Source organism: Cupriavidus sp. R6-3 (assembly GCF_059772245.1).
In genome coordinates this window covers 1-10,741 of record NZ_JCBAJO010000161.1, presented here as the reverse complement: position 1 = coordinate 10,741, position 10,741 = coordinate 1, and the positions used below count along the sequence as shown (strand labels likewise).

The 10,741-nt window shown below is 68.0% G+C and carries 11 protein-coding genes; 7 read left to right on the top strand and 4 right to left on the bottom strand.

Annotated elements, in window-relative coordinates; translation table 11 throughout:
• Positions 1–63 precede the first annotated feature (63 nt).
• The 3 genes from AC6EI8_RS19575 to AC6EI8_RS19565 form a co-directional block, all read right to left on the bottom strand.
• Positions 64–1,767 carry a PhoH family protein gene (locus AC6EI8_RS19575; RefSeq protein WP_149319089.1) on the bottom strand — a complete coding sequence of 568 codons (1,704 nt, stop codon included), beginning with the start codon at positions 1,765–1,767 and terminating at the stop codon, positions 64–66.
• 245 nt (positions 1,768–2,012) lie between these two features.
• Complete coding sequence (locus AC6EI8_RS19570; RefSeq protein ID WP_150084645.1) at positions 2,013–2,474, bottom strand: peroxiredoxin; 462 nt, start codon at positions 2,472–2,474, stop codon at positions 2,013–2,015.
• A 193-nt stretch (positions 2,475–2,667) separates the two neighbouring features.
• On the bottom strand, positions 2,668–3,057 hold the full coding sequence (locus tag AC6EI8_RS19565; protein WP_149319087.1) for an Mth938-like domain-containing protein: 390 nt from the start codon (positions 3,055–3,057) through the stop codon (positions 2,668–2,670).
• A 344-nt stretch (positions 3,058–3,401) separates the two neighbouring features.
• On the opposite strand from AC6EI8_RS19565, the gene AC6EI8_RS19560 reads away from it, so the two are divergent.
• The 7 genes from AC6EI8_RS19560 to crcB all read left to right on the top strand — a co-directional run bounded on the left by AC6EI8_RS19560 (position 3,402) and on the right by crcB (position 10,189).
• Entirely contained in the window at positions 3,402–4,634 is a 1,233-nt protein-coding gene (locus AC6EI8_RS19560; RefSeq protein ID WP_149319086.1) for a pyridoxal phosphate-dependent aminotransferase, read from the top strand.
• Between the two features lie 72 nt (positions 4,635–4,706).
• The gene (locus AC6EI8_RS19555; protein WP_149319085.1) at positions 4,707–6,017 is read left to right on the top strand and encodes a homoserine dehydrogenase; all 1,311 of its coding nucleotides are present in this window, start codon (positions 4,707–4,709) and stop codon (positions 6,015–6,017) included.
• A 66-nt stretch (positions 6,018–6,083) separates the two neighbouring features.
• Positions 6,084–7,529 carry a threonine synthase gene (gene thrC / locus AC6EI8_RS19550; RefSeq protein WP_150084646.1) on the top strand — a complete coding sequence of 482 codons (1,446 nt, stop codon included), beginning with the start codon at positions 6,084–6,086 and terminating at the stop codon, positions 7,527–7,529.
• A gap of 220 nt (positions 7,530–7,749) precedes the next feature.
• Entirely contained in the window at positions 7,750–8,997 is a 1,248-nt protein-coding gene (locus tag AC6EI8_RS19545) for a molybdopterin molybdotransferase MoeA (protein WP_226108927.1), read from the top strand.
• 43 nt (positions 8,998–9,040) lie between these two features.
• Positions 9,041–9,298, top strand: a complete 258-nt coding sequence (gene moaD / locus AC6EI8_RS19540) for a molybdopterin converting factor subunit 1 (protein ID WP_053821618.1) — start codon at positions 9,041–9,043, stop codon at positions 9,296–9,298.
• A gap of 1 nt (position 9,299) precedes the next feature.
• Positions 9,300–9,812, top strand: coding sequence for a molybdopterin synthase catalytic subunit MoaE (gene moaE, locus AC6EI8_RS19535; protein WP_498382656.1), 513 nt, complete (start codon positions 9,300–9,302; stop codon positions 9,810–9,812).
• Positions 9,809–10,189: a fluoride efflux transporter CrcB gene (gene crcB / locus AC6EI8_RS19530; RefSeq protein WP_226108807.1), complete on the top strand. Its 381-nt coding sequence runs from the start codon at positions 9,809–9,811 to the stop codon at positions 10,187–10,189. Before moaE ends, crcB begins: the two co-directional genes overlap by 4 nt.
• Positions 10,190–10,220: 31 nt before the next feature.
• On the opposite strand, the gene AC6EI8_RS19525 is transcribed toward crcB, so the two are convergent.
• Positions 10,221–10,741, bottom strand: a 521-nt coding sequence (locus AC6EI8_RS19525) for an alpha/beta fold hydrolase (protein ID WP_498382655.1), incomplete at its 5' end; no start/stop codon positions are given.

Genomic DNA, 10,741 nt, shown 5'->3' with positions numbered 1-10,741 from the left:
AGGGGATCAGCGCGCCGGAGGCGCGCTGCCAGCGATCGCTTCGCATCGCTTGCCTCCGTCCGCTCACAGCACGTCCGCCGCGTGGTCGGCCAGGCGCGAACGCTCGCCGCGCGCCAGCGTGATATGGCCGCTGTGGCTCCAGCCCTTGAAGCGGTCGACCACGAAGGTCAGGCCCGACGAGCCTTCGGTCAGGTACGGCGTGTCGATCTGCGCGATATTGCCGAGGCAGACGATCTTGGTGCCAGGGCCCGCGCGCGTGACCAGCGTCTTCATCTGCTTGGGCGTCAGGTTCTGCGCCTCGTCGATGATGACGAACTTGTTGACGAAGGTGCGGCCGCGCATGAAGTTCATGCTCTTGACCTTGATGCGCGAGCGGATCAGTTCCTGCGTGGCGGCGCGCCCCCATTCGCCGGCGCTGTCGTCGCTCTTCTGCAGGACCTCGAGGTTGTCGTCGAACGCGCCCATCCACGGCTGCATCTTCTCTTCCTCGGTGCCCGGCAGGAAGCCGATGTCCTCGCCGACCGGCACGGTCGCCCGCGTGACGATGATCTCGTTGTACAGCTTCTGGTCCAGCACCTGCTCCAGCCCCGCGGCCAGCGCCAGCAGCGTCTTGCCGGTGCCGGCCTGGCCCAGCAGCGTGACGAAGTCGATGTCGGGGTTCATCAGCAGGTTCAGCGCGAAGTTCTGCTCGCGGTTGCGTGCGGTCACGCTCCAGACGTTGTTCTTGTGGTGCGTGTAGTCCTTCAGCGTCTGCAGCAGCGCGGTCTTGCCGTTGATCTCCTTGACCTGCGCGTACAGCGGCAGGCTGCCGTCCATCGGTTCCAGGTAGACGAACTGGTTGACGAGGAAGGAGGGCACCAGCGGGCCGGTCAGCCGGTAGAACATCGCGCCGGTCTTCGGGTCCTGCCAGCTCTCGACGCCCTTGCCGTGCCGGGTCCAGAAATCGTTGGGCAGCACCATCACGCCCGAGTACAGCAGGTCCTTGTCCTCGAGGACCTGGTCGTTGAAATAGTCCTCGGCCGGCAGGCCCAGCGCCCGGGCCTTGATCCGCATGTTGATGTCCTTGGACACCAGCACGACGTCGCGTTCCGGATGCTGCTGCCGCAGCGCGCTGACCACCGCCAGGATCTGGTTGTCGGCCTTGCCCTCGGGCAGCCCTTCGGGCAGCTTGGTGTCGTTCAGCCGGGTCTGGAAGAACAGCGTCCCCTGCGCGTCGCGGTTGCCCAGCTTGGCCAGCGGCAGGCCTTCGTCGAGCACGCCGTCGGTGCCGGCCACCAGCGCATCGAGCGTGCGGCTGACCGCGCGCGCGTTGCGCGCGACTTCGCTCATGCCCTTCTTGTGGTTGTCCAGCTCCTCGAGCGTCATCATCGGCAGATAGATGTCGTGCTCCTCGAAGCGGAACAGCGAGCTTGGATCGTGCATCAGCACATTGGTGTCGAGCACGAACAGCTTGGCGGGGCCGGTGTCCTTGCGCTGCCGGCGGCTGGTGGTGCCGGTGCTGGTCTTGACCAGCGACACGGGCGAGGCCGGCGTCGTCGACACCGGGGCGCTCGGCACGTCTTTCGCGCGGGCGCGCGTGCCGGCGGCACGGGCCTCCACCGCGGGCGCGGCGGCTTCGCTGGGTCCGCTTTCAAGCAGGGCCACGCGTTCCAAGGCCGGAACGGGCTTTCTTGCCTGCGTCGCGGACTTCGGCAACCTTGCAACCGGAGCGAACTCGCTCGGGTCCAGCAGTTGTGCAGGCTTGGCGGGCATGGTCGGCAGCGGCATGCTGGGCGTTCCTTTCAGGGGGAGGGGAAAACGGGCGGGGCCGCGCACAGACGAAAAAGCCGCCGGGCCCGTTGAGCGGGCGAGGCGGCTTGTCTTGTGCGGGCGGACGGCACGGCAGTTCCGCTACCGGCCCTGGGCATCGTGCGCCTGGGCCGGAGGGGAGAAGCAGCGTGGCAACCAGAATCTGAACTCATTACGGGGCAATGTATCCGAACGATTTCCGTTTGGCAATTGCCCTGTGAAGGTCACATCGCGCGCACCAGTTCGAGCACTTCGTCGACGTGGCTGGGCACCTTGATGCCGCGCAGTTCATGGCGCAGCTTGCCCTTGCCGTCGATCACGAAGGTGCTGCGCTCGATGCCGCGCACTTCCTTGCCATAGAGTTTTTTCATCTTGATGACGTCGAACAGTTGGCACAGCGCTTCGTCGGCATCGGAGATCAGTTCGAAGGGAAGCTCCAGCTTGGCCTTGAAGTTCTCGTGCGATTTCATGCTGTCGCGCGAGATGCCGAACACCACCGCGCCGGCGGCCTCGAAGGCCTCGTGCTGGTCGCGGAAGTCCATCGCCTCGTTGGTGCAGCCGGGGGTGTTGTCCTTCGGATAGAAGTACAGCACCACCGTCTTGCCGCGGTAGTCGGCGAGGCGGAAGGTGCCGCCGGTGGCCGGTGCGCTGAAATCGGGAACGGCCTGGTTGAGACTCACTGTCATTCTTATGGCTCCTGGAGGAAGCGGCGCTGGGGAAATCGGCTCGCCGGGGACCGGCCCCGCGCCGGCTCGGGCGAGGGCCGGTCGCGGCGGGCGGGGATCGCGGGCATGGCCGTGCTCACGGCAAATGAGGGCGCGTCGGCATAGTTCAAGCGTGGCGTCGGGCAGACATCGGCCGACCGCAGGGACGGCCGCTTCAGCCGCCTGCGGCCGCGTCTTCGAGCAGCAGCACCGCCGCCACCTTGCGGCCCTCGGCCATCAGGATGTTGTAGGTGCGGCAGGCCGCCGGCATGTCCATCGCATCGACGCCGATATGGCGGCGGGACAGGGCCGCGGTCAGGCGCGGATGCGGAAAGCGCAGGCGGTCGCCGGTGCCGAGCAGCACCACCTCGGGGGCATGGTCCAGCAGGCCCTCGAACTGGTCCGCGGCCAGGTCCTCGAAGCGCTGGACGGGCCAGGGCCGTACCTCGCCCTCGGGCATCACCAGCACCGACATGGTGTAGCGCACCTTGTTGATCTCGATATAGCCCGGGCCATACGCGGTGACGGTGTTCATGGCGTTGGGCTGGTCGGCATGGAGTTTCACGGGGGAACCTTGTGGGGAAACTGGTCGGGGAGTTGGGCGGAGAACTTGTCCGGGAGCTTGTCGGAGAACTTGTCGCAGAACCGGCGCCGGGAAGGCGCGGACCGGGGCGGTGGCGAGCGCGGTCCGGCCGCGCTGCATCGCAAGATCCCTGCCGAAGTCTGTCATAATCCGCTAAATTATAGCCTTTGCCTTCCTGCCGGCCGCGCTGCCCTCGCATCGCCCCGCAGTGCAGCGAAGCGCGCTCCGGACGACCTCCTGTTTTACGCAGATTCCCTGTTCGCCGCCGCACGAACCGGCGGCCCCATGCTCCCTTTGTCCCTGCCAGACTCCTGCCCGACCACGCCGTGAAACCGATCCAGAAATCCAACAAGCTGAACAACGTCTGCTACGACATCCGCGGCCCGGTGCTGGAGAAGGCCAAGCAGATGGAGGAAGAAGGGCACAAGATCATCAAGCTCAATATCGGCAACCTGGCCGTGTTCGGCTTCGATGCGCCGGAGGAGATCCAGCAGGACATGATGCGCAACCTGCCGAACTCGGCGGGCTACTCGGATTCGAAGGGCATCTTCGCCGCGCGCAAGGCGATCATGCACTACACCCAGCAGAAGAACATCCACGGCGTCGGCCTGGAAGACATCTATGTCGGCAACGGCGCGTCCGAGCTGATCGTGATGTCGATGAACGCGCTGCTGAACAACGGCGACGAGGTGCTGGTGCCCACGCCGGACTACCCGCTGTGGACGGCCGCGGTCAGCCTGTCGGGCGGCACCCCGGTGCACTACCTGTGCGACGAGGCCAACGACTGGATGCCGGACCTGGACGACATCCGCGCGAAGATCACGCCGAACACCAAGGCCATCGTCGTGATCAACCCGAACAACCCGACCGGGGCGCTGTACTCGGACGAGCTGCTGCGCGAGATCGTCGCGATCGCGCGCCAGCACGGGCTGATCATCTTCGCCGACGAGATCTACGACAAGGTGCTGTACGACGGCCATACGCACACCTCGATCGCCGCGCTGTCGACCGACGTGCTGACGGTGACCTTCAATGGCCTGTCGAAGAACTACCGCTCGTGCGGCTACCGCGCCGGCTGGATGGTGGTGTCGGGCGACAAGCGGCCCGCGCACGACTATATCGAGGGCCTGAACATGCTGTCCTCGATGCGGCTGTGCGCCAACGTGCCGGGCCAGTGGGCGATCCAGACCGCGCTCGGCGGCTACCAGAGCATCAACGACCTGGTGGCCGAGGGCGGCCGCCTGCGCCGCCAGCGCGACCTGGCCTACGAGCTGATCACGCAGATCCCGGGCATTACCTGCGTCAAGCCGAAGGCGGCGCTGTACCTGTTCCCGAAGCTCGACCTGTCGATGTATCCGATCCAGGATGACCAGGAATTCATCTACGAGCTGCTGCAGGAATCGAAGGTGCTGCTGGTGCAGGGCAGCGGCTTCAACTGGGCCAAGCCGGACCATTTCCGCATCGTGTTCCTGCCGCACGAAGAAGACCTGCGCGAGGCGATCGGCCGCGTCGGGCGCTTCCTCGAGTCCTATCGAAAACGACACGGCGCGACGGCCTGACTCCGGCCGCGGCCGGCTCCGAACGCACGCACCGTCGCGCTCCCCCATTTGCAAACTGGAATCTGATTGACCATGAACCCCATCAAAGTAGGCCTGCTCGGCATCGGTACCGTCGGTAGCGGCACGTTCGACGTGCTCAAGCGCAACCAGGAGGAGATCCGCCGCCGCGCGGGCCGCGGCATCGAGATTACGATGGTGGCCGACCTGAACACCGAGCGCGCACGCGAGCTGACCGGTGGGCAGGTCGAGGTGGTGGCCGATGCGCGCGAGGTGGTGAGCCATCCCGACATCGACATCGTGGTCGAACTGATCGGCGGCTACGGCATCGCCCGCGAGCTGGTGCTGCAGGCGATCGCCAACGGCAAGCATGTGGTGACGGCCAACAAGGCGCTGCTGGCGGTGCACGGCAACGAGATCTTCGAGGCCGCGCGCAGCAAGGGCGTGATGGTCGCGTTCGAGGCCGCGGTGGCCGGCGGCATCCCCATCATCAAGGCGCTGCGCGAGGGCCTGAGCGCCAACCGCATCCAGTGGATCGCCGGCATCATCAACGGCACCACCAACTTCATCCTGTCGGAGATGCGCGACAAGGGCCTGGACTTCGACACCGTGCTGAAGGAGGCCCAGCAGCTGGGCTATGCCGAGGCCGATCCGACCTTCGACATCGAGGGCATCGACGCCGCGCACAAGATCACGCTGATGAGCGCGATCGCCTTCGGCATGCCGGTGCAGTTCGACAAGACCCACGTCGAGGGCATCACGCGCCTGTCCGCGATCGACATCCAGTACGCCGAGGAACTGGGCTACCGCATCAAGCTGCTGGGCCTGACCCGCCGCCGCGAGGACGGCATCGAGCTGCGCGTGCATCCGACGCTGGTGCCGGCCTCGCGCCTGATCGCCAACGTCGAGGGCGCGATGAACGCGGTGCTGGTGCAGGGCGATGCAGTCGGCGCCACGCTGTACTACGGCAAGGGCGCCGGCGCCGAGCCGACCGCCTCGGCGGTGATCGCCGACCTGGTCGACGTGACCCGGCTGCATACCGCCGATCCGGAGCACCGCGTGCCGCATCTGGCGTTCCAGCCGGACGAGCTGTCCAGCGTGCCGGTGCTGCCGATCGAGGAAGTCACCAGCAGCTACTATCTGCGCATGCGCGTGTCGGACCAGACCGGCGTGCTGGCCGATATCACCCGCATCCTGGCCGATTCCGGCATCTCGATCGACGCGATGCTGCAGAAGGAGTCGCGCGAGGGCGAGCCGCAGACCGATATCATCATGCTGTCGCACCTGGCCCGCGAGAAGCAGGTCAATGCCGCCATCGCCAGGATCGAGGCGCTGCCGACGGTGCTCTCGGGCGTCACCCGCCTGCGCATGGAAGAACTGAACTGAAGCCTTGCCGATGGCCGCGCCGCCGCCCCACCCGGGCGCTGGCGCGGCCCGGCGGCCACCATCACGATGAACTACAAGTCGACCCGCGGCCATGACGTGCCGCAAACCTTCTCCGAGATCCTGCTGGGCGGCCTGGCGCCGGACGGCGGCCTGTACCTGCCACAGCAATATCCGCAGGTCAGCGCCGACGAACTCGAATCGTGGCGCAAGCTGTCGTACGCGGACCTCGCCTATGAAATCCTCGCCAGGTTCTGCGACGACATCCCGGCCGAGGACCTGCGCGCGCTGACGCGCAAGACCTATACCGCCGAGGTCTATTGCAACGCGCGCGCCGGCGACAACACCGCCGACATCACGCCGCTGCGCAAGCTCGGCGACGAGGCGGGCGCGCCGCTGTACCTGCTCGGCCTCTCCAACGGCCCGACGCTGGCCTTCAAGGACATGGCGATGCAGCTGCTGGGCAACCTGTTCGAGTACGCGCTGGCGCGCGCCGGACAGGAGCTCAACATCCTGGGCGCGACCTCGGGCGACACCGGCAGCGCGGCCGAATACGCGATGCGCGGCAAGCGCGGCATCCGCGTCTTCATGCTGAGCCCGCACAAGAAGATGAGCGCGTTCCAGACCGCGCAGATGTTCAGCCTGCAGGATCCGAACATCTTCAATCTGGCAGTGCAGGGTGTGTTCGACGACTGCCAGGACATCGTCAAGGCGGTCTCCAACGACCTCGAATTCAAGTCGCGCCAGAAGATCGGCACCGTCAATTCGATCAACTGGGCGCGCGTGGTCGCGCAGGTGGTCTACTACTTCAAGGGCTGGCTGCTCGCCACCGATGGCCCCGGCCAGAAGGTCTCGTTCTGCGTGCCGTCGGGCAACTTCGGCAATGTCTGCGCCGGCCATATCGCCCGCATGATGGGTTTGCCGATCGACAAGCTGGTGGTGGCGACCAACGAGAACGACGTGCTCGACGAATTCTTCCGCACCGGCGTCTATCGCGTGCGCAAGTCGGCCGAGACCTACCACACCTCCAGCCCGAGCATGGACATCTCGAAGGCCTCCAACTTCGAGCGCTTCATCTTCGACCTGCTGGGGCAGGATGCCGGCAAGCTGGCGCAGCTGTTCCGCGATGTCGATACCAAGGGCGGCTTCGACCTGTCCGGCACGCCGGACTACGAGCGCATCCGCCAGTTCGGTTTCGTCTCGGGCCGCAGCACGCACGACGACCGGGTCGCGACGATCCGCGATCTGTCCTCGCGCTATGGCATCACCATCGACACCCACACCGCCGACGGCGTCAAGGTCGCGCGCGAGCACCTGTCGGCGGGCACGCCGATGGTGGTGCTGGAAACCGCGCTGCCGGCCAAGTTCGCCGACACGATCCGCGAGGCGCTGGGCCACGAGCCCGAACGTCCGGCCGCCTTCGAGGGCATCGAGGCGCTGCCGCAGCGCTTCGAGGTGATGCCGGCCGACGCGGCGCAGGTCAAGGCGTACATCGCCCGGCATACCGGGCTGTAATCCGGAGACCGGCCGCCGCGCCTGCCTGCGCGGCGGCCGCCGAGTCATTACAATCGGCTCGTACAATCGAGCTGGTACGAATCGAATCAGCCGCTTGCCGCCGCCGCCCGACGCCGCGGCCGCAAGCGCCGCCTCGCGCAGGCGGGGCCTGTCCGGACACTGCGTTCCCGCCTGCGCGGGCCGCGACGACAACGCACCTCGCATGGAAAATCGTCCCCCGATGCTGACCCTGGCGCAGGCGCTCGACGCGCTGCTGGCCGGCGCCCAGCCGATCGCCGAAAGCGAACGCGTCGATACGCTGCAGGCCAATGGCCGCGTGCTGGCCCAGCCGGTTACCAGCACGCTCGACGTCCCGCCCGCCGACAACACGTCGATGGACGGCTATGCGCTGCGCTGCGCCGACGTGCCGATGCCCGGCGCGCGGCTGCGGGTCGCCCAGCGCATTCCGGCCGGCCATGTCGGCGTGCCGCTCGAAGCCGGCACGGCGGCGCGCATCTTCACCGGCGGACTGATTCCGGCCGGCGCCGATGCCGTGGTGATGCAGGAGCAGTGCCAGGCCGACGGCGACTTCGTCGTGGTCAACCATGCCCCCGGACCCGGCGAGTGGATCCGCCGCGCCGGCGAGGACATCATGGCCGGCGCCGTGATCCTGCCCACCGGCACGCGGCTGACGCCGCAGGCGCTGGGACTGGCCGCCTCGGTCGGCCAGGCGCAGGTGGACGTGGTGCGGCGCCCGCGCGTGGCGGTGTTCTTCACCGGCGACGAGCTGGCAATGCCGGGCGAGCCGTTGAAGCCGGGCGCGATCTACAACTCCAACCGCTTCACGCTGCGCGGCCTGCTGGAAAACCTCGGCTGCGAGGTCACCGATTTCGGCATCGTGCCCGACACGCTGGACGCCACGCGCGACACGCTGCGCCGCGCGGCGCAGGGCCACGACCTGATCCTGACCTCGGGCGGCGTCTCGGTCGGCGAGGAAGACCATATCAAGCCGGCGGTGCAGGCCGAAGGGCGGCTGGACCTGTGGCAGATCGCGATCAAGCCGGGCAAGCCGCTGGCGTTCGGCCATGTGGCGCGCGGCGGTGCCGGCGGTACCGCCGCTACGGGAGATGCAGCGAGCGTCGCCGACAGCGCGGCCTTCCTCGGCCTGCCGGGCAATCCGGTGTCCAGCTTCGTCACCTTCCTGCTGTTCGTGCGGCCCTTCCTGCTGCGCATGCAGGGCGTGACCGACGTCGCGCCGCGGCGCATCCCGATGCGGGCCGACTTCGACCTGACCAAGTTCGATCGCCGCAACGAATTCCTGCGCGTGAAGATCAACGAAGGCGGCGGGCTGGACCTGTTCCCGAACCAGAGCTCGGGCGTGCTGACCTCGACGGTCTGGGGCGACGGCCTGGTCGACAATCCCCCCAACCAGCCGATCCGGCGCGGCGACATGGTGTCGTTCCTGCCGTTTGCCAATCTGGTGGCCTAGTCCCGGCGAGGGCGGCCGAAGCAGTCGAGAGAAGAGGGTAGCGATGCAGATCGAATTGCGGTTCTTCGCCAGCGTACGCGAGCAACTGGGGGTGGCCCAGGAGCGCGTCGAGCTGCCGGACACGGTCGCCACCGTGGGACAGGTGCGGCAGTGGCTGCGCGAGCGCGGCGGCGTCTGGCAGGAGGCGCTGGCCGAGGGCCGGGCGCTGCGCATGGCGGTGAACCATGCGGTCGCGCGCGCCGATACCGCGGTGGCCGACGGCAGCGAAGTGGCCTTCTTCCCGCCGGTGACCGGGGGCTGAGATGAGCGTCAGGGTACAGCGCGAGGATTTCGACCTCGGTGCCGAGGTGGCGGCGCTGCGCGCGGGGCGTCCGGGCATCGGCGCCGTGGCCAGCTTCATCGGCACGGTGCGGGACGTCAACGACGGCAGCCCGGTGCAGGCGATGGAGCTCGAGCACTATCCGGGCATGACCGAGAAGGCGCTGGAGCGCATCGAGGCGGTCGCGCGCGAGCGCTGGGCCGTCGAAGGCGTGACCATCATCCACCGGGTCGGCCCGCTGCAGCCGCAGGACCAGATCGTGCTGGTGGCGGTGGCCTCGGCCCATCGCGGCAATGCCTTCGCCGCCTGTGAATTCATCATGGACTACCTGAAGTCCGAGGCGCCGTTCTGGAAGAAGGAATCGACGCCCGAGGGCGCCCGCTGGGTCGATGCGCGCGTCACCGACGAGGGCGCGCTGGCGCGCTGGGGCGTGCGCTCGCTCAATGCCAGCGGCGATGCCGGGGAGGGCGAAGGCCAGCCCGGAGCCCCGGCTTGAGCCCGCTCGGCTTCGTCGCGGTTGGGGTCGGCGCGGCGATGGGCGCCTGGCTGCGCTGGCTGTTCTCGCTGCTGTGGAATGCCGCCAACCCGGCGCTGCCCTACGGCACGCTGGCGGCCAATCTGCTCGGCGGCTTCCTGATCGGCGTCGCGGTGGGCTTCTTCGATACCCATGCCTCGCTGCCCCCGGCCTGGCGCCTGCTGGTGATCACCGGCTTTCTCGGCGGGCTGACCACCTTCTCGACCTTCTCCAGCGAGCTGACCGCCAATCTGCTGGCCGGCGACTACGGCGCCGCGGCGCTGCACGTGCTGCTGCACCTGAGCGGCTCGCTGCTGCTGACGCTGTTCGGGCTGTGGAGCTATCGGGCGCTGGCCTGAGCCGGACGATCCTGCGCCGATCATCCGCCGATTATCCGCCGATCATCTGCAATAACGCCGCGTTGAAGCGCTGCGGCAGCTCCAGATGCGGACTGTGGCCGGCCGCCGGGATTGTCGCCACCCGCGGAGCCGGTTGCAGCGCGGCCATGGCCGCCGCCAGCGCGGGCCGGTAAAGCCGGCTTCGTTCCCCATACAGGCAGAACAGCGGCAGGGTCGCCTCGCGCAGGGTCTGCCGGTAGTCCTGCCGCGCCATGTCGAGCCACAGCTCGGCCAGCACGCCGGCGTCGCAGCCGGCCATCCATTCCCGCACCCGTGCCGCCTCGTGCGCCGGCGGCTCGACGCCGTCGGCCCATAGCCCCGCGCCGACCAGCGGCACCATGCCGTGCCAATGGCGCCGGACCTGCGCCGCCATCTGCTCGGCCTGGGCAGCGGTGTAGCCGCCATGCAGGCCATGCGGCCAGTCCGGCGCGGTCAGCAGCCGGGGCGTCATGTCGATCGCGCCGATCGCGGCGACGCGCGACTCCAGCCATTGCCGGGGACGGCCGCGCGCCA

Excerpts from the sequence above, each read along its gene's own strand:
- AC6EI8_RS19570 (WP_150084645.1), bottom strand. The coding sequence starts at position 2,474 with ATGACAGTGAGTCTCAACCAGGCCGTTCCCGATTTCAGCGCACCGGCC.
- AC6EI8_RS19555 (WP_149319085.1), top strand. The coding sequence starts at position 4,707 with ATGAACCCCATCAAAGTAGGCCTGCTCGGCATCGGTACCGTCGGTAGC.
- moaD (WP_053821618.1), top strand. The coding sequence starts at position 9,041 with ATGCAGATCGAATTGCGGTTCTTCGCCAGCGTACGCGAGCAACTGGGG.
- moaE (WP_498382656.1), top strand. The coding sequence starts at position 9,300 with ATGAGCGTCAGGGTACAGCGCGAGGATTTCGACCTCGGTGCCGAGGTG.
- AC6EI8_RS19545 (WP_226108927.1), top strand. The coding sequence starts at position 7,750 with ATGCTGACCCTGGCGCAGGCGCTCGACGCGCTGCTGGCCGGCGCCCAG.
- AC6EI8_RS19575 (WP_149319089.1), bottom strand. The coding sequence starts at position 1,767 with ATGCCGCTGCCGACCATGCCCGCCAAGCCTGCACAACTGCTGGACCCG.
- thrC (WP_150084646.1), top strand. The coding sequence starts at position 6,084 with ATGAACTACAAGTCGACCCGCGGCCATGACGTGCCGCAAACCTTCTCC.